This window comes from Sutcliffiella cohnii (genome assembly GCF_002250055.1).
Classification (GTDB): domain Bacteria; phylum Bacillota; class Bacilli; order Bacillales; family Bacillaceae_I; genus Sutcliffiella; species Sutcliffiella cohnii.
This window is the reverse complement of sequence record NZ_CP018866.1, coordinates 32,949-50,990: the sequence shown is the minus strand read 5'-3', so window position 1 is coordinate 50,990 and position 18,042 is coordinate 32,949. Positions and strand designations below refer to the sequence as shown.

Sequence of the window (18,042 nt, the reverse complement as noted above, 5' to 3'; positions counted from 1 at the left end):
ATAAATTGTTCGGTAATCCACAGAAACGAATGGATAATGCACAGAAACTTCGGTGGGAGTCTTGAACAAGCTACTGGTCGCACATAAAACGATTGTTAACCCACATAAATTGTTCGGTAATCCACAGAAACGAATGGATAATGCACAGAAACTTCGGTGGGAGTCTTGAACAAGCTACTGGGGACACATAAATCCAAAAGATAACCCACAGAAAGGAGCGGTTTATATACATAAACTTCGGAGTGCTTTGAAACTGACTTTTCCAATCATCTTCCGGAACACATTCGATGAAACGGACTTTTCCAAGCATCTACTTGAACACATTCTGGGCTATGTTGAACAGAAACCGCGGCAAATTGAACAGAAACCGCCGGATACCGATCACATTCGATGAAACAGACTTTTCCAAGCATCTTCTGGAACACATTCTCGGCGATGTTGATCACAAATCGCAACATGTTGAACAGAAACCGCCGGATACCGATCACATTCGATGAAACGGACTTTTCCAATCATCTTCTGGAACACATTCTCGGCGATGTTAATCACAAATCGCAACATGTTGAACAGAAACCGCGACAAATTAAACAGAAACCGCCGGATACCGATCACATTCGATGAAACGGACTTTACCAATCATCCTCTGGAACACATTCTCGGCGATGTTGATCACAAATCGCAACATGTTGAACAGAAACCGCGACAAATTAAACAGAAACCGCCGGATACCGATCACATTCGATGAAACGGACTTTTCCAAGCATCCTCTGGAACACATTCTCGGCGATGTTGATCACAAATCGCAACATGTTGAACAGAAACCGCGACAAATTAAACAGAAACCGCCGGATACCGATCACATTCGATGAAACGGACTTTTCCAATCATCTTCCGAAACACATTCCCGGCGATGTTAATCACAAATCGCAACATGTTGAACAGAAACCGCGACAAATTAAACAGAAACCGCCGGATACCGATCACATTCGATGAAACGGACTTTTCCAATCATCTTCTGGAACACATTCTCGGCGATGTTGAACAAAAACCGCTAGATACGTAACAGATAGGGCTTGCTCTCCCTCTCCTCTCCACCCCCAAACATCACAAAAACACCTCCCTGCAAATAGCAGAGAGGTGTCGTATTAAGCTTATAGCATTTCTGAAGTTGTTTTAGCTTGCATGTGAAGAAGTAGGTAGTCTGGGCCACCTGCTTTAGAGTCTGTTCCTGACATGTTGAAGCCACCGAATGGTTGGTATCCAACGATTGCACCAGTACAGCCACGGTTGAAGTAAAGGTTACCAACGTGGAAGTCTTCACGTGCCTTTTCAATATGGTCACGGTTGTTAGTGATAACTGCTCCCGTTAAACCGTATTCTGTGTTGTTCGCAATTTCAAGCGCATGATCGAAATCTTTTGCTTTTGCAAATGCTACAACTGGTCCGAAGATTTCTTCTTGCATTAAACGAGCTTTCGGATCAACATCGGCAATGATCGTTGGTTGTACGAAGAATCCAGTCGAGCTGTCTCCTTCTCCACCAGCCATTAAACGTCCTTCTTCTTTACCGATTTCTACATAGCTCATAATTTTATCAAATGCTGCTTGGTCGATAACAGGACCCATAAAGTTAGATTGGTCTGTAGGATTACCAACTTTTAATTCTTTCGTTAACTCAACAGCACGAGCTAAAACTTGATCATATACATCTTCAACGATTACTGCACGTGAACATGCAGAACATTTTTGTCCAGAGAATCCGAATGCAGATTTAACGATAGCTTGAGCTGCTAGTTCTAGGTCGCCTTCTTTATCGACAACCATTGTATCTTTTCCACCCATTTCTGCGATTACACGCTTTAACCAAATTTGGCCTGGGTTTACTTTGGAAGCACGCTCGTATATACGTAAACCTACATCACGAGAACCTGTGAACGAAATGAAACGTGTACGTGGGTGGTCTACTAAGTAGTCCCCAACTTCCGCACCGCTACCAGGTATGAAGTTTAATACTCCTGCAGGAAGTCCTGCTTCTTCCATTACTTCTACAAACTTAGCTGCCACGATTGGCGTAGTAGATGCTGGTTTTAATAGAACTGTATTACCAGATACGATAGCTGCTACTGCTGTACCAGCCATAATTGCGAATGGGAAGTTCCAAGGAGAAATAATAACTCCTACTCCAAGAGGAATATATCCGTAACGGTTATATTCGCCTGGGCGACTTTCCACTGGCATGCCGTCTTTAATTTTTAACATTTGACGAGCGTAATATTCTAAGAAATCGATTGCTTCTGCTGTATCCGCATCTGCCTCATTCCACGGCTTACCTGCTTCTTTTGTTAAAAGTGCAGAAAATTCATGTTTACGACGACGAATGATAGCAGCCGCACGGAATAAAATATCCGCTCTCATTTCTGGCTTTGTTTTGCGCCAAGTATTAAATGTTTCATCAGCAATTTGCATTGCCTTTTCCGCCAGCTCTTGGTTAGCTTTTGAAACGCGACCAATTACTTCTTCTTTATTCGCAGGGTTTACGGAAACGATTTTATCTTCTGTCGTAACACGCTCTCCGCCAATTACTAAATCATAATCTTGTCCTAAGTAAGATTCCACCAATTTTAAGCCTTCTAAGTAGGCTGTCTTATTTTCCTCTTGCGTGAAATCTGTAAATGGTTCATGTTTGTAAGGTAATACCATTACATTCGCCTCCTATCCATTATAAGCGCTTGCACTTTTCCATTCTAACCTATAAATTAAAAGCTTTCAAATGTTGTTATTTATTAAACTAGTAAAAAAATAATAGAAATTGCGACTTACTGAATTTTTATTATGTAAGCGTTTTGCCAAATACTAATTTTATAGGAAAATCATTTCTCTCTTCTTTATATATATGCACTTTCGTATTATAAAAAAAAGTAGCTAGCATGATGCCATGCCGCTACTTAGTAAATGTGAACAAACGGTTCCTCCGCACCAGCATCTCTAACAATTAATGCTTCTGCTCCGTTTATTGATTCTACTGTTAGTTCTAGATTAACATGAGGTGGGAAATGTTCTAATAGTAATCCCGTTACATATTGTGTAAATCCAATCAATTCTGCTTTTCCGTAAAACTCCATAAATACATTAATTTCAAATTTTTGAATATCCCCGTCCATGTAGTGACCATACCCTACAATTCCTGTATGGTTCGGAAAGAATTCATCTACATCTGTTTTGAAGTTTTGGAACCTCATTGCATCGTCACGATAAAATTCCATTGCGTCGCTTGAAGGGAACAAATGATATTCCTCATTTATCGCTTCCCATCTCGCTGTTGAGCTATTTCCACGATCTACTGTACTTTTTGTAATAAACGTTCCAGGTACGATTGAATTGTGCTCACTCTGTTTGTACAATCCTACTACAATTGGGATTTGCTCCAACCCCTGTATATTTCGAATTCTACTAACAATTTCATTTGCCATTCTTTTTCCTTCTTCTTCAAGAACAGCATCGGGAATATCGTATGTTCTTGCTAACGGAATTCCTTGGTGTTCGTCCGTATATTCATGTACAGAATTTAACGCTAACCCGATAGAAATTCCGCCTAGCTCAACTTTCCCATCATCTTTGCGAACTAAATAGTTTTGCTCTAGTACATGGGCTAAAATGATTGGGCTATTTTCGTTTGTTGCTTTCGTATCCTTTCCCTCGATCCAAGGAGGATTTAAACCTAAGTTTGCTTCATCTCCTTGTTCTTCCATCTGAGCAGGAGTTAATTCTCGACGCAACCAGCTACTAATCGTGCTTCGGGAAATGTATTGGCCTTCTTGGTATAAATATTGAGCTGACGGAAATGTACCTTGGGAAAGTCTCATTAACCCTAGTTCAAATTCATCAACGTCCATTCTACTGCTTAACCGTGGCACTGTTTGCCCCCGTGTTTCCCCTGGTTTAAACGGAAGAATCGTCTGATAAAAGTCATCCGATATTTTATATCTTGGTACGATTGCTCGTTCCGTATCTTCTTGTTGTGGATCTTGAATTACTTCTTCTTGTTTCTCAAAGCTAGGAATACATCCGCTAGTTAGAAGAGAAACAACAAGGAGAACTGGTAAGTATCTCCTCACATTCAACACCTCTTATTATTGTATTTCTTGAACCAATCTTGCCTCATCCCATACTTCAATACCGAGCTCTTGAGCTTTCGTTAGTTTGGAGCCTGCTTCCTCTCCAGCTACGACTAGATCTGTCTTTTTACTTACACTTCCTGTCACTTTTCCACCTAATCGCTCAATTGCTGCTTTTGCATCATTTCTTGATAATGCTTCTAGTTTACCAGTTAAAACGACTGTTTTACCAGCAAAAACCGAATCTACTTCTTCTTCATTTACTGGCATTGCACCTTTATATTCCATATTTACGCCAAGTTCTTTTAATTCTTGAATTACTTCTAGTACTTCTGGCTGCTCAAAATAAGTAACAACGGAATCAGCCATTTTATCGCCTATTTCATAAATCGCCACTAACTCTTCTTTCGATGCTTTCATCATTGAATCTATATGAGGAAAATGTTGAGCTATCGTCTTCGCTGCCTTTGCACCAACAAGACGGATGCCTAAGCCAAACACTAGTCGTTCTAACGAATTATTTTTGGACGCTTCAATCGCTTTTATTAAATTATCCGCTGACTTCTCGCCCATTCGTTCTAATGCTATAAGTTGTTCTTTCGTTAACTTGTAAAGATCGGCCACATCTTCAATTAATTTTTCAGAAAAAAGCTGGGCAATTACTTTTTCACCGAGTCCATCAATATTCATCGCATTTCTTGAAACAAAGTGTATTAAGCCTTCTCTAATTTGGGCAGGACATTTCGGATTAATACATCGTAGTGCGACTTCTCCTTCTATTCGCACTAACTCACTGTTACACTCTGGACAATGAGTTGGCATTTGGAAATCCACTTCCTCCCCTGTCCGCCGGTCTGTCAATACATTCACAACTTCGGGGATAATATCTCCCGCTTTTTTTACGACCACATAATCACCGAGCTTAATATCTTTCTCTCTAATTAAGTCTTCATTATGTAATGATGCACGTTGTACCGTTGTTCCCGCAACTTTAACGGGCTCTAAAATAGCGGTAGGGGTTATAACACCCGTTCTTCCTACGCTAAGCTCAATGTCGATTAATTTCGTCGAGACTTCTTCTGCAGGAAACTTATACGCGATAGCCCAACGTGGACTTTTCGCTGTAAATCCTAATTCCTCCTGCTGGTCCAAACTATCTACCTTAATGACGATGCCATCTATATCATACGAAAGCTCTGGTCGTTTTGTATGCCATCCTAGAACAAATTCAACTACTTCTTCTATCGTATTGCACACTTTACGTTCTTTATTTGTTTTAAATCCTAGCTTTTCTAAATATTGAAGGGCCTCACTATGAGACGTAACACCGAGTTCTTCTGGATTTACTAGACTGTAAACAAAAATGTCTAAATTACGTTGGGCAGCAATTTTTGGATCTAACTGGCGAAGGGACCCTGCTGCTGCATTTCTTGGGTTTGCAAACGGTTCTTCTTCTCTTTCCAGCCTGTCTTCATTTAGTTTTACAAATGATTTTTTCGGCATGAACGCTTCACCACGTACTTCTAACGTTACGTTTTCTTTTAAGCGTAACGGTATCGAGCGAATCGTTTTTAAGTTAGCAGTAATGTCTTCACCTGTCGTCCCATCTCCACGTGTTGCTCCTTGGACGAACACCCCATCTTCATAACGAAGGGAAACCGCTAATCCGTCAATTTTCATTTCGACTACATAACGGACGTTTTCCCCTACGGCTTGCTTCACACGGCGATCAAAGCTTCGTAAATCATCTTCATTAAACGCATTTCCAAGTGATAACATCGGAACGCGATGCTCCACTTTGGAGAACATGTCTAACACCGCTCCCCCAACTCTCTGTGTAGGAGAGTCAGGGCTTTGGAGTTCAGGATATTGTTGTTCTAACTGTTTTAACTCCGTTATGAGGGAATCGTATTCAGCATCTGAAACAGACGGCTTATCTATTACATGATATTCATAATTATATTGGTTTAATATATTATGAAGCTCTTTTACTCGCGCTTCTGCTTGTTGTATGTTCATACTTTACGCCCTTTCGTTCTAAACTTTCGTAACTGGAGCAAATTTAGCTAACAGTCGTTTTATTCCTACTGGACTAGGAAAAGCAATATCAAGTTCCTTATCTTCTCCTTCACCTTTCACACTAACGACTGTTCCAATTCCCCATTTTTTATGTTCTGCCTTATCGCCAACATTCCAACCAAGTTGATCTCCACCAGTGCTCGTTAATGCTCTCGAAGGTGCTGTTACGTTGCGCTGTGGTGTTGGGGTAGGTGTTTGTCTACCGAACGGTCGAGGTGAACCTCCGCCTCCAAATGGTGTTGTTGCTTGTTTGTTCGCTTCTACTAAATTATCTACTAATTCTTCTGGAATTTCCTTAATGAATCGCGATGGGGGATTCATGTTCGTACGGCCAAATAACGTTCTCATTTGGGCACTAGTCATATAGAGTTCTTGTTCTGCCCTTGTAATTCCAACGTACGCTAAACGACGCTCTTCTTCCATTTCCACTTCTTCAAAAAGAGAGCGACTATGTGGGAATACTCCTTCTTCTAACCCAATTAAAAAGACAACTGGGAACTCTAATCCTTTTGCTGCATGAAGTGTCATTAGAATGACTGTTTCTAACTCTTCTCCTGTTTCCTCATCTAATTTATCAATATCCGCAACTAATGCTAAATCGGTAAGGAAGGCAATCAATGTTTTGTCGTCATTTTTATCTTCAAAGTTTTTCGTAACAGACAGAAACTCGTCAATGTTCTCTAAGCGACTTTGAGCTTCTATTGTTTTTTCTTGCTTTAACATATCACGGTAACCTGATTTAGTTAGTATTTCCTCAACTAATTCTGTTACTGATAAGTATTCTTGCATTTGCGTATAATTATCAATAAGATTACGGAATTCTTTTAGGGATGCTGTAGCTCGTCCACTTACTCCAATTAAATCAACATCACGTATCGCTTCATAAATAGAAATATCATGCTGTGTTGCATATGCTGCTACTTTTTCTAACGAAGTCGCTCCAATTCCACGTTTTGGTACGTTTACGATTCGAGTTAAACTAATATCATCATCTGGATTAGAGATAAGACGAAGATAGGCAAGAATATCTTTAATTTCTTTTCTGTCATAGAACTTTGTGCCACCGACAATCTGGTAGTTAATATTAGATTTAAGTAACACTTCCTCCATTACACGGGATTGTGCGTTCGTACGATACAGTATGGCAAAATCCGAAAGTGTGCGAGAAGGATCATTTTGCATAATTTCTTTTATTTTCCCAACAACGAACTGGGCTTCTGCATTTTCTGTGTCAGCTTTATAGTAAACAATTTTTTGGCCTTCATTATTCTCTGTCCATAAGTTTTTCGGTTTTCTGTTAAAGTTATTAGAAATAACATGGTTTGCGGCTTGTAAAATTCGCTTTGTAGAACGATAGTTTTGTTCTAACAAAATCATTTCTGCATTCGGGTAATCTTTTTCAAAATTTAAGATGTTCGTAATATCCGCTCCACGCCAACGGTAAATAGATTGATCCGAATCACCTACAACACAAACATTTTTTAAACGTGCTCCGATTAATTTTACTAGTTTATATTGTGCATGGTTCGTATCTTGGTACTCATCGACATGAACGTATTGAAACTTGCGTTGATAAAATTCTAGCACTTCTGGTACACGTTCAAATAAGTGAATCGTCGTCATAATAAGGTCATCAAAATCTAAAGCTTGGTTTTTTCTTAATCTTTTTTGATAGCCTGTGTACACTTTACTAACTATTTCTTCATACGGCCCTAACGGTTGTTTCGCAAATTGCTCAGGACTCATCAGTTCGTTTTTCGCTGAACTAATCGCGCCAAGCATCGAACGCGCTTCATATTTTTTCGTATCAATATTTAATTCTTTTAATACGTTTTTTATGACAGAAAGTTGATCAGTAGTATCTAAAATAGAAAAGTTTCGATTAATTCCTATGCGGTCGATGTCACGGCGTAAAATTCTTACACACATCGAGTGAAATGTCGAAATCCAAATTTCATCCGCTACTGAACCTACAATTTTAGAAATACGCTCTTTCATTTCACGTGCTGCTTTATTTGTAAACGTAATCGCGAGTATATTCCATGGCGGAACTTCCTTTTCTGCCATTAAATACGCAATACGGTGAGTCAACACTCTCGTTTTACCACTACCAGCTCCGGCCATAATTAAAAGAGGCCCGTCTGTTTTCCTTACTGCCTCTTGCTGCATCGGATTTAATCCATCTAACAATTTTTGACTTAAATATTGCATACTTCCACCACCCTATCAAACGTTTGTTCTCTTTTAATATCATACTATAAAAAAGGTCATTTTTCCTCAACCTTTTATTGCTTTTACTGTTTTTAGTGCTTCTTTTAAATTTTGATATATTATATTTCCTACTACTACTGTATCTGCATATGCAGCCATTTTGCGAGATTTTTCTTCACTATCAATGCCTCCGCCGTAAAAAAGCTGTGTATGTTCAAGAGCTTCTTTTACGTTTTTGACCAATTGTACATCTCCATACGTTCCACTATATTCTAAATAAAATATCGGAAGGTTAAACATCTTTTCTGCAAGCGTAGCATAAGCGATACAATCTTCTAGGTTTAAGTTTGTATTTGCCCCTGTTAGTTTCGCTGCTTTACAATCACTATTTAAAATGACGTACCCTTCTGTAATCATTTCATCCCAATTAATAATGTGACCATATTCTTTCGTCGCCTCTTTATGAAGACCAACGACCCAGTCTGTATTGTTACTATTTAAAACGGTTGGAATAAAATAATAATCAAAGCCAGGTGTGACTGATTCTATATTTGATACTTCTAACACACACGGTACGGAATATCTACGAACCCGGCTCATTAGCGCTAACACATTATCTAACGTGACTCCGTCAGTACCGCCGATCATAATAGCATCTGTCCCTGATTCACAAACTTGCAATAAAGCTTCATCATCTATCTCTTTATTTGGATCTAATTTAAAAACGTGTCGCCATTCACGTATATTGTACATAACTATTTTTTCCTCCATTTTTAATTCCATTTTCCATTATAGCAAAATGTAGTAGCTACTAAAAAGATATAAAGGAACGATGGAAAAAGTTTGCTCAAATTATTAGTTTTTCTCTCTATTAAATTAAGTAGATTTCAATAAGCTTCAACAAAAGAAGAATGCGCATAGCCTTTTATAAGGAATTTGAATCAATTTTCAAAATAGGAATTCAATGTTTACATCTTTCTTATCACCATACATATAAATATGAAGGAATAAAGGAATGAAGGATTAACGCTATTCCAAGTTTCGTTTTTTTTGAATGGGGTAAAAGAAAGATACGTAGCAAAAACGGTGAATAGGAGGGATTAAGATATGCCAGTATGGGCTTGGCTTCTAATAGGTTTCCTCGCACTACTTGTTTTTGGTGCAATCGTTGACTATTCCAATAAGCGAAAGCGAAAAGGGATGCATAATAGAGCAGAAACTGATGTTGACGATTTAAAAACAAAGCAACAAAGAGATATGAACCATTTTCTATAATGTGAATGAATTGGGTCCGTAAGATGGGGGGTACGACTCCTACAGGTAAGTATATATAAACAAAAAGAGCGTATTCATCCTATGATAATACGCTCTTTTTCATTTACTTTTCTGCTTTATCTCCATACAATCTCTCTAACGCCATTTCGTAAGCGTCATTGCCATAGTTTAAGCAACGTTTTACACGAGAAATAGTTGCAGTACTTGCACCTGTTTCTGTTTCAATTTTATGATACGTAAACCCTTCTCGGAGCATTCTCGCTACTTCCATACGCTGTGCTAACGATTGTATTTCGTTCACTGTACATAAATCATCAAAGAAACGATAGCATTCCTCTTTATCTTTTAACGTCAAAATGGATTCAAATAGTTGATCTAACTCTTTACCACGCAATTTATTTATTTGCATTTTCATTTACTCCTTCTATTCAAAATGAACAGCACCTAGCGACGGGACAATATTAATCCACGTTTTACCAGGAACGAAACTTATTGGTTGATCATTAGTAAATGGAATAATACGACCTTCTACCGCTTTCCATTCTACTTCATTACGGACACCCGCTTGCACTAAAACCGCTTTACCGCCAGAGGATAAGTCAATGTCTCTTCGTCCTTTATCATCAATAACAGCATGACTTGCCTCCACAATAAATATGTTGTGTGCAACGATGTCTTCGAGCGTTTCTAAATCGGTCGTTTTTTCTCCACCACTATACCTAACGTAATGTTGTTTTTCCGTATTAAATATATATTCAACATGTGTTGCTTGTCTAGAAGAATAGTCAATTTTCACTTGTGCTGTTTCTTCACCTGTAACACTATCACTTCCAGTAAAGGAAAGAGGTGTAATCTCTTTTTCTATATTAAAATGCAATTGATCGGCACCTTTTTTAATATTGTCATACGTAATATAGGAATTATGAGGCGCTTTTCTGAAACTAGCACGTTTGAATAATGAACCATCATAAAATAATCCGTTAATGCCATCAATTGCTCCTGCTTCAATTCTTTCTTTAGCAGCTGGACTCCATCCGTGAAAGACGAACAATGATTGGTACCCGTTGGCTAAATCAATGAAATAATCTCTTGCACTACGAACCGGGCCTACTACTTCGGGCATCTCACTTTGATATATTGCTATTAGACGAGTAATATCCCCTTCGGCAAGTACTTCGTATACAATATCCGCTTTATGCAATCCAGATTGTGGCCTTGCTTTAATGTCATTATTAATGATAACCGCAATCGGTCGATCATTTTTTACTTCTTCATATCCAACTCCAGTTAATGGCGCTGGAATTCCGATTGTTTCAGATTCCTCCACTATCTCTTCCTTCGGCTCTTCTATGTTTTGTACTGGTGGTTCTTCTTGAACTACTTCCTTCGATTCACAACCAACTAAAATGAATAGAAAAGCCGAAACTAGTAAGCATAATTTTTTTATCACAACGAACACACCTTTTCCTTTTTCTCACTTTAACATTTTAACGCATTATTGACGGAAAAAGTACTGTTTTATTCATTACATCGTAGATTCCTCTTGGTGTAATACGAATATAAGGTAAATGAGTGGACGATAAAAATAGTAAAGTATAAATTGGATCAGTAAAAGAATAACCTCTTGCAAATAGTTCAGACCTCATATTTTCCTCTTCAACTATAAGCTCTTCTAAATTCTTTTGGGACATTACACCATCTAACGGTAGAGGAATTTCTGTTATTACTTCTCCGTTTTCCACGAGCACCATTCCGCCGCCGAGTTCTTTCATTCGACTAAATGCTACGATCATATCGTTTTTATTCTTCCCGATAATAACAATATCACCAGTATTAGAATAAGAACTTACTAACCCACCTATACCTCTATCAAAACCTTGAATAATCGTATTTATTCTCCACTTGCCATGGCGGTCCATCAGCATTAAAAATGACTGATCGTCGTCTATTGCTAGCTCTTCTCCTGATACGTCCACTAGAACAGAATACGGTTTTAATATTACATCGTTTACCATTGATAATCCAAGTGCCATAGAGAATTGTAAATCATCCATACATAAGTCCCAATCTAGGTTCAACTTCGATAAACCTAACATATCCCAATTTACTTGTGCAAACGCACTTTCTACTAGTTTTCCTTCTTTTTTGACCCATTTTCCATTTGCCAAAACTGCTATAGGAGTTGGATTATTTATATCTGTTAAAATATTTAAGTTAGCAATGCGTCCTGTTGAAGCGCTTCCATGAATATGCTCCACTTTAAAATGTTTGGCCGCATTAAACGAAGCCATTTTATACGCATTGATAGGATCTATCCCTTGCTCTAAAGCGATTGCAATTAATCGATTAATAATTCCACCTTGGTAAAAGCTCGGCGGTGAACCATCTGTCGTAAAAAACGCCTGATCGTAGTAATGAAAGTCCGATTGCTCCAACTCTTCTAAAATAGTTGGTAAATCCGGGCGAATAGAGGAGTACCTTAACGGTGTTGTGTACCCTTGTAATATTCGTTTTTTCACATCACTTCCGGTCATCGCTTCATGGTCACTATCTACCCCAAGTAACTTCATTTTTACTAATGTTTTTTCTGATGCACCTGGCAAATGCCCTTCAATCGGCTTATTTCTTCTTTTCGCTTCTTGCATCCAATGAAGAATAATGTCATCTCCCGCTACTACTTTCGGCCAACATGTTAGTTCTCCACCTTGTATAACCGTTTCATGATCTAGCCAGCTTTTTATATTACTTGTTGTAAAAACCTCTTCTTCATTTCGAATTTCTGTTTGTGCATCAAACCGGCACCACCAGTACATTGTAACAGGGCTTTTTTTCATTTCATCCAAAAAAGTAAACGCTTTCTTTTTTGTCAAATGTAAAGCTAGCATTAAATTATCATTTACAATTGTAGTTGTTCCAGATTGAGATGCATATTGTGCAAAAGAATGGGGATTATATAACTGAAATGGGTGCACATGCGGTTCGATATATCCAGGAACGATAAAAAATGAAGAACAGTCGACTATTTCCGTTCCTTTCGTTTCGGAAGGAAGCTCATCACCTACATATACAATTCGATCTTCATAAACCCATATATTTGCCTTTAACCACGCGTTAACATGCACATTTAAATATGTAGCGTTTTGAAGAACAATTGTAGGCGGTATATCGCCATTTATGACAGAAACATGTTCACGTAGTTTTTTACTTTTCCATCTATATTGAAAATTAGCCATGCTGACCCCTCACTTACTAAAGGTATATTACAGTGTAAAGTACATGTTATGTACAAAATTATTGTAATATAACCACTTTTCCTAATCGTACCATATTCTATTGCCTTTCGCATTATAGAATAAGCATTTTTCTAAATTTTTTAACAAAAAGGAGAGATTGTTTTGCGACCGAATATCGGAATCATTAATGCTTTAATCCGTATTACTTGCGGATTCACTGTACTAGCATGGGTAACAAGTAAATTAGTAAAAAGACCTTTCCGTGATTCATATTTAGTTGTAGCCTTTTTAGCTGCGATGAAAATCGGAGAAGGAATTTTACGTTACTGCCCATTAACAGCCCTTTATGATCGTTACCAGGACGATTATGACTATGAATATGATTACGAAGATGATGATTTCGATGTAGCTGTTGACTATGATACAGACGAAGGCGAAGCTTATAATCCTTCGTAGTAAAGAAAAGAGGAGCTTTAAAGCTCCTCTTAAATCAATTAATAATAAGGATGTGATTTTATGGTTGAATATTTAACAGACATGTCATTTGTTTTAGCTACAGCAATTGGTGGTATTGTTGCTCTTTTATATATTTTTATTAAGAAAAAGCGTGTTGAATAGCTTTATTACCGATATCAGTTCGATTGAACAGGTTATCACATTGAACTTTTTCCAGTTGTTCGTATGCTTTTTGCTGCGCTTTCACTAACTCTTCCCCTTCAGCGGCAACGAGGAGTACTCTTCCACCATTTGTGACTGTTTTCCCCTCTATTTCTGCTGTACCAGCGTGAAAGACGTATCCTTCGACATTGGATAACCCATTAATTTCATGTCCTTTTTCGTACGCATCTGGATAGCCTTTCGCTGCCATGACTACCCCTAGAACATGTTTATCGGACCATTTTAATTCCATTTCCTTTTTATCTAGCACTTCTACAACAACTTCTGCTAAATCATTTTCCAATCTAGGTAAAACAACTTGCGTTTCTGGGTCACCGAATCGTGCATTAAATTCAATCACTTTCGGACCATCTTTCGTTAACATTAATCCTGCATATAAAATTCCACAAAAGCTTCTTCCCTCTTTTACGAGTCCAGATGCAGTAGGATATAGTACAGTTTTTATTGATTCTTTTACAACATTTTCAGCTATTTGAGGAACTGGCGAATATGCACCCATTCCACCAGTGTTAGGTCCTTGATCTCCGTCAAAAGCACGTTTATGGTCTTGCGCTATAACCATCGGGTAAACAGCCTCTCCATTAACGAAAGCCATTAATGAAAATTCTTCACCTTCCAAATACTCTTCAATGACTACTTGACTACTTGCTTCCCCGAATTTTGACTCTACCATCATTTCATGGACAGCCGCTAATGCCTCTTCCTTCGTCATCGCCACTACTACTCCTTTACCAGCAGCAAGTCCATTCGCCTTAATGACGATTGGTGCACCATGTTTTTCAATATAATTAATGGCATCTGAAGCATTTTCGAAAGTTGCCGATATTGCAGTCGGGATATCGTACTTTTCCATTATATATTTCGCATAGCTTTTACTTCCTTCAATAAAAGCAGCTTCCTTAGTTGGGCCGAATACTCGTAAATCCTCTTTTTGAAATGCATCTACTACACCAGCTAATAGTGGCGCCTCAGGACCAACAATTGTTAGATCAATACGTTCTTCTTTGGCAAAATTAACAAGTGCGTTGATGTCCATTTCATCAATCGGGACACATGTAGCTATTTCTCTCATACCGACGTTACCAGGGGCAACAAATAACCGAGTTACTGATGGACTTTCCGACAGTTTCCATGCAATGGCGTGTTCACGACCACCTTTACCAATGACAAGTACTTTCATTTCAGGCAACCCCCAATTAGTATTTTAAAATAATTAATGTTTAAAATGACGTACTCCAGTTAACACCATCGCAATTCCGTATTCGTCTGCTTTTTTAATCGAATCTTCATCACGAATCGAACCACCAGGTTGAATAATAGCTGTTACACCTGCCTTTGCCGCTGCCTCTACCGTATCATCCATTGGGAAGAATGCATCTGATCCTAGTGCGGAACCTTCAGCTAATTTTCCAGCTTGATGTAAAGCAATATTAGCTGCACCAACACGGTTCATTTGCCCTGCACCAATTCCTACTGTGCGTTTATCTTTTGCTAGCACAATTGCATTGGATTTCACATGCTTTACTACTTGCCAAGCTAATTTTAAGTCTTGCCACTCTGCATCCGTCGGCTGACGTTTTGTCGGAATAGAAATAGTTGCATCTTCTAACGTGTACGTATCTTCATCTTGTACTAGTAATCCACCACGAACGGAAGTAAATCGCGTTTCAATTGCTGTCTCCGTTTCGATAGGTAGTGTTAACAAGCGTATATTTTTCTTTTTCGTTAAAATTTGTTCCGCTTCTTCCGTAAACGAAGGCGCAATGATGATTTCTAAAAATATTTCATGTAAACGTTGTGCTGTTTCCTCGTCTACTTCTGTGTTGAACGCAACGATTCCACCAAAAATTGAAACAGGGTCTGCCTCATACGCTCTTACAAACGCCTCATAAGTAGTTACTCCTACACCAACTCCACAAGGATTCATATGCTTTACCGCTACTACTGCTGGCTCCGTAAAATCTTTAATAATTTGAAGTGCAGCTTCAGCGTCATTAATATTGTTGTACGAAAGCTCTTTACCATGAAGCTGTGTTGCGGAAGCAATGGAATTATCTGCACGTAATGGTGCTTCATAAAAAGCTGCTTTTTGATGTGGATTTTCTCCATATCGTAAATCTTGTTTTTTCTCATACGTTACTGTAAAGGATTCTGGAAATGTTTCGTTTACACTTTCTGTTAAATAATTTGAAATCATCGCGTCATAGGCTGCTGTATGACGGAAAACTTTTGCTGCTAATCTTTGACGCGTTTCCTTGTTAACGCTGCCGTTTTCTTTTAGTTCACCTAATACTGTTTCATAGTCTGTCGGATCTACTACAACAGTTACACTTTCATGATTTTTTGCTGAAGCGCGTAGCATCGTTGGACCACCAATATCGATGTTTTCAATAGCATCCTCGAATGTTGTTCCTTCTTTTGCGATTGTTTCTTTAAATGGATATAAGTTGACAACTACGATATCAATCGGTGTAATGTTATGCTCATTAAGCTGTTGTTGATGGTTCTCGTCCGCTCTTCTCGCTAACAAACCGCCATGTATATTCGGATGTAATGTTTTAACTCGCCCATCTAATATTTCAGGGAATCCCGTAACTTCAGAAATGCTAATAACATTTACACCATTTTCTTGTAATACTTTTTTTGTACCACCTGTCGATATAACTTCTACTCCTAGCTCGACTAATTGTTGTACAAATGGAACGATCCCTTCTTTGTTGGAAACACTAACAATTGCTCTCATCTTTTCGTTAAACTCCTCTCAGTGTGTAAAATATTTTGCAAAGTTTTTGGATAAAGCTCATGTTCTAACTGTTGTATACGTTGTTGTAACGTTTCTCTCGTATCAAATGGTAAAATCTCTACTTCCCCTTGAGCGATAATCGGGCCAGTATCCATCCCTTCATCAACAAAATGAATCGTAACACCCGTTTTACCAACTCCTTCTTTTAATGCTTGCCCTACTGCATCAAGACCTGGAAAGTCTGGAAGTAACGACGGATGTACGTTTACAATTTTTTTAGGGTAGGCTGATAATAATGTCGCCCCTATTAATCTCATATATCCCGCTAACACAATCCACTCAATATTATGCGCACGTAATTCATGTAAAATGGCATTCTCGAAAGCTACCTTTGATTCATATTCTTTTGGTGAAAAAACAAACGTTGGAATGTTTTCTTCGTTTGCTCGCTCTACTACTTTAGCATCCTGTTTATCACAAACAAGCAAGGTAGGAACAGCTTCAAGGCTACCGTTGCGACAAGCCTCGACAATTGCTCGAAAGTTAGAACCACTTCCTGAGGCAAAAATTGCCATTTTTATCATCGCACTTCTCCTCCACCAAATACAATGCCCTCTCCTTCTTTTACACGTCCAATAATATAAGCCTTTTCTCCATGTTCTTCTAAAATATGAATGGTGTCACTTACTATCTCCTCATCTACCGCTAGCACCATGCCGACTCCCATATTAAAAATGTTAAACATCTCTTTTTTGTCTAAGTTTCCAGCCTGCTGAAGTAAGTCAAAGATAGGTGGGATTGGCCATGATCCATAGTCTACTTCTGCTTGGAGCCCTTCTGGTAGCATACGTGGAATATTTTCAATAAAACCACCACCTGTAATATGTGCCATCCCATTTACCTCGTATTTTTTCAACACTTCTAAAATTGGCTTAACGTAAATGCGTGTTGGCGTTAGTAATTCTTCTCCTAGCGACTTAGTGAATCCTTCATACGTTTTATCTAATGCTAGATTACTATTCTCAAAAACTATCTTTCTTACTAGCGAGTACCCATTACTATGAATACCACTTGAAGATAGACCTATTAATACATTTCCAGGTCGAATCTTTTCTCCCGTAATAAGCCTTTCCTTTTCCACGACTCCGACTGTAAATCCAGCAAGATCATATTCTTGCTCAGCATACATACCAGGCATTTCTGCCGTTTCCCCACCAACTAGGCCACAACCAGCTTGCTCACACCCAGAGGCAATCCCTTTCACTATTTGTTCTAGTTTTTCAGGATTCGCTTTGCCACAAGCAATATAATCTAAGAAAAATAACGGCTCAGCCCCTTGCACTACAACATCATTGACACACATCGCAACTGCATCCATTCCAATTGTATCGTGCTTATCTAGCATAAAAGCAAGCATTAACTTCGTTCCAACCCCGTCCGTTCCTGATACTAATACCGGGTTTTTCACATCCATTGATGATAAATCGAACAATCCACCAAAACCACCAAGACCACCCATTACACCTGGCCTTACTGTTTTCGCAACATGTTTTTTCATACGAGTAACTGCCTCATAGCCTGCTTCTATATCTACTCCAGCTTGTTTGTATGCATTTGCCATATGTGTCCCTCCAATTGATTGAAAATCTATTCTACTTTGTTATTAAAATTGTTACGGTTATACAGAGGAAATTGAGAAAGCAACGTTT

Annotated in this window: 15 protein-coding genes; 3 read left to right on the top strand and 12 right to left on the bottom strand. The window is 38.5% G+C overall.

Going from position 1 to position 18,042, the window contains the following annotated elements:
* Window positions 1–1,151: 1,151 nt before the first annotated feature.
* The 5 genes from pruA to pcrB form a co-directional block, all read right to left on the bottom strand.
* Window positions 1,152–2,699 (bottom strand): L-glutamate gamma-semialdehyde dehydrogenase, encoded by a 1,548-nt coding sequence (gene pruA / locus BC6307_RS00210; protein ID WP_066417230.1) that lies wholly within the window; start codon window positions 2,697–2,699, stop codon window positions 1,152–1,154.
* A 245-nt stretch (window positions 2,700–2,944) separates the two neighbouring features.
* On the bottom strand, window positions 2,945–4,114 hold the full coding sequence (locus BC6307_RS00205) for a CamS family sex pheromone protein (protein WP_066417233.1): 1,170 nt from the start codon (window positions 4,112–4,114) through the stop codon (window positions 2,945–2,947).
* Between the two features lie 15 nt (window positions 4,115–4,129).
* A complete protein-coding gene (gene ligA / locus BC6307_RS00200; protein WP_066417238.1) occupies window positions 4,130–6,133 on the bottom strand; it encodes an NAD-dependent DNA ligase LigA in 2,004 nt (667 codons plus the stop codon).
* Between the two features lie 18 nt (window positions 6,134–6,151).
* On the bottom strand, window positions 6,152–8,404 hold the full coding sequence (gene pcrA / locus BC6307_RS00195; RefSeq protein ID WP_066417239.1) for a DNA helicase PcrA: 2,253 nt from the start codon (window positions 8,402–8,404) through the stop codon (window positions 6,152–6,154).
* 66 nt (window positions 8,405–8,470) lie between these two features.
* The gene (gene pcrB, locus BC6307_RS00190; protein WP_066417240.1) at window positions 8,471–9,157 is read right to left on the bottom strand and encodes a heptaprenylglyceryl phosphate synthase; all 687 of its coding nucleotides are present in this window, start codon (window positions 9,155–9,157) and stop codon (window positions 8,471–8,473) included.
* Between the two features lie 354 nt (window positions 9,158–9,511).
* On the opposite strand from pcrB, the gene BC6307_RS24605 reads away from it, so the two are divergent.
* The gene (locus tag BC6307_RS24605; RefSeq protein WP_157076665.1) at window positions 9,512–9,679 is read left to right on the top strand and encodes a hypothetical protein; all 168 of its coding nucleotides are present in this window, start codon (window positions 9,512–9,514) and stop codon (window positions 9,677–9,679) included.
* 103 nt (window positions 9,680–9,782) lie between these two features.
* On the opposite strand, the gene BC6307_RS00185 is transcribed toward BC6307_RS24605, so the two are convergent.
* The 3 genes from BC6307_RS00185 to BC6307_RS00175 are packed head-to-tail and all read right to left on the bottom strand — an operon-like array spanning window position 9,783 to window position 12,912.
* Window positions 9,783–10,088 (bottom strand): YerC/YecD family TrpR-related protein, encoded by a 306-nt coding sequence (locus BC6307_RS00185; RefSeq protein ID WP_066417246.1) that lies wholly within the window; start codon window positions 10,086–10,088, stop codon window positions 9,783–9,785.
* Window positions 10,089–10,103: 15 nt separating this feature from the next.
* Window positions 10,104–11,126: a DUF3048 domain-containing protein gene (locus tag BC6307_RS00180; RefSeq protein ID WP_066417319.1), complete on the bottom strand. Its 1,023-nt coding sequence runs from the start codon at window positions 11,124–11,126 to the stop codon at window positions 10,104–10,106.
* Window positions 11,127–11,166: 40 nt separating this feature from the next.
* Entirely contained in the window at window positions 11,167–12,912 is a 1,746-nt protein-coding gene (locus tag BC6307_RS00175; protein WP_066417249.1) for an adenine deaminase C-terminal domain-containing protein, read from the bottom strand.
* Window positions 12,913–13,068: 156 nt separating this feature from the next.
* Here BC6307_RS00175 and BC6307_RS00170 point away from each other — a divergent pair, with 156 nt between their 5' ends.
* Window positions 13,069–13,368: a YgaP family membrane protein gene (locus BC6307_RS00170; RefSeq protein ID WP_084380487.1), complete on the top strand. Its 300-nt coding sequence runs from the start codon at window positions 13,069–13,071 to the stop codon at window positions 13,366–13,368.
* Between the two features lie 60 nt (window positions 13,369–13,428).
* Entirely contained in the window at window positions 13,429–13,530 is a 102-nt protein-coding gene (locus tag BC6307_RS25620) for an EYxxD motif small membrane protein (RefSeq protein ID WP_333482921.1), read from the top strand.
* Here the strand turns inward: BC6307_RS25620 and purD are convergent.
* The 4 genes from purD to purM are packed head-to-tail and all read right to left on the bottom strand — an operon-like array spanning window position 13,508 to window position 17,954.
* Window positions 13,508–14,770 carry a phosphoribosylamine--glycine ligase gene (gene purD / locus BC6307_RS00165; RefSeq protein WP_066417254.1) on the bottom strand — a complete coding sequence of 421 codons (1,263 nt, stop codon included), beginning with the start codon at window positions 14,768–14,770 and terminating at the stop codon, window positions 13,508–13,510. The two genes, BC6307_RS25620 and purD, sit on opposite strands and share 23 nt — an antisense overlap.
* Window positions 14,771–14,803: 33 nt before the next feature.
* Window positions 14,804–16,333, bottom strand: a complete 1,530-nt coding sequence (purH, locus tag BC6307_RS00160) for a bifunctional phosphoribosylaminoimidazolecarboxamide formyltransferase/IMP cyclohydrolase (RefSeq protein ID WP_066417257.1) — start codon at window positions 16,331–16,333, stop codon at window positions 14,804–14,806.
* A complete protein-coding gene (gene purN / locus BC6307_RS00155; protein WP_066417259.1) occupies window positions 16,330–16,917 on the bottom strand; it encodes a phosphoribosylglycinamide formyltransferase in 588 nt (195 codons plus the stop codon). The genes purH and purN overlap by 4 nt, the downstream gene beginning before the upstream one ends.
* A complete protein-coding gene (gene purM, locus BC6307_RS00150) occupies window positions 16,914–17,954 on the bottom strand; it encodes a phosphoribosylformylglycinamidine cyclo-ligase (RefSeq protein ID WP_066417261.1) in 1,041 nt (346 codons plus the stop codon). Before purM ends, purN begins: the two co-directional genes overlap by 4 nt.
* Between the last annotated feature and the right edge of the window lie 88 nt (window positions 17,955–18,042).

Coding starts and splice junctions, on each gene's coding strand:
- pruA (WP_066417230.1), bottom strand. CDS start 2,699: ATGGTATTACCTTACAAACATGAACCATTTACAGATTTCACGCAAGAG.
- ligA (WP_066417238.1), bottom strand. CDS start 6,133: ATGAACATACAACAAGCAGAAGCGCGAGTAAAAGAGCTTCATAATATA.
- pcrA (WP_066417239.1), bottom strand. CDS start 8,404: ATGCAATATTTAAGTCAAAAATTGTTAGATGGATTAAATCCGATGCAG.
- pcrB (WP_066417240.1), bottom strand. CDS start 9,157: ATGTACAATATACGTGAATGGCGACACGTTTTTAAATTAGATCCAAAT.
- BC6307_RS24605 (WP_157076665.1), top strand. CDS start 9,512: ATGCCAGTATGGGCTTGGCTTCTAATAGGTTTCCTCGCACTACTTGTT.
- BC6307_RS00185 (WP_066417246.1), bottom strand. CDS start 10,088: ATGCAAATAAATAAATTGCGTGGTAAAGAGTTAGATCAACTATTTGAA.
- BC6307_RS00175 (WP_066417249.1), bottom strand. CDS start 12,912: ATGGCTAATTTTCAATATAGATGGAAAAGTAAAAAACTACGTGAACAT.
- BC6307_RS25620 (WP_333482921.1), top strand. CDS start 13,429: ATGGTTGAATATTTAACAGACATGTCATTTGTTTTAGCTACAGCAATT.
- purD (WP_066417254.1), bottom strand. CDS start 14,770: ATGAAAGTACTTGTCATTGGTAAAGGTGGTCGTGAACACGCCATTGCA.
- purH (WP_066417257.1), bottom strand. CDS start 16,333: ATGAGAGCAATTGTTAGTGTTTCCAACAAAGAAGGGATCGTTCCATTT.
- purN (WP_066417259.1), bottom strand. CDS start 16,917: ATGATAAAAATGGCAATTTTTGCCTCAGGAAGTGGTTCTAACTTTCGA.
- purM (WP_066417261.1), bottom strand. CDS start 17,954: ATGGCAAATGCATACAAACAAGCTGGAGTAGATATAGAAGCAGGCTAT.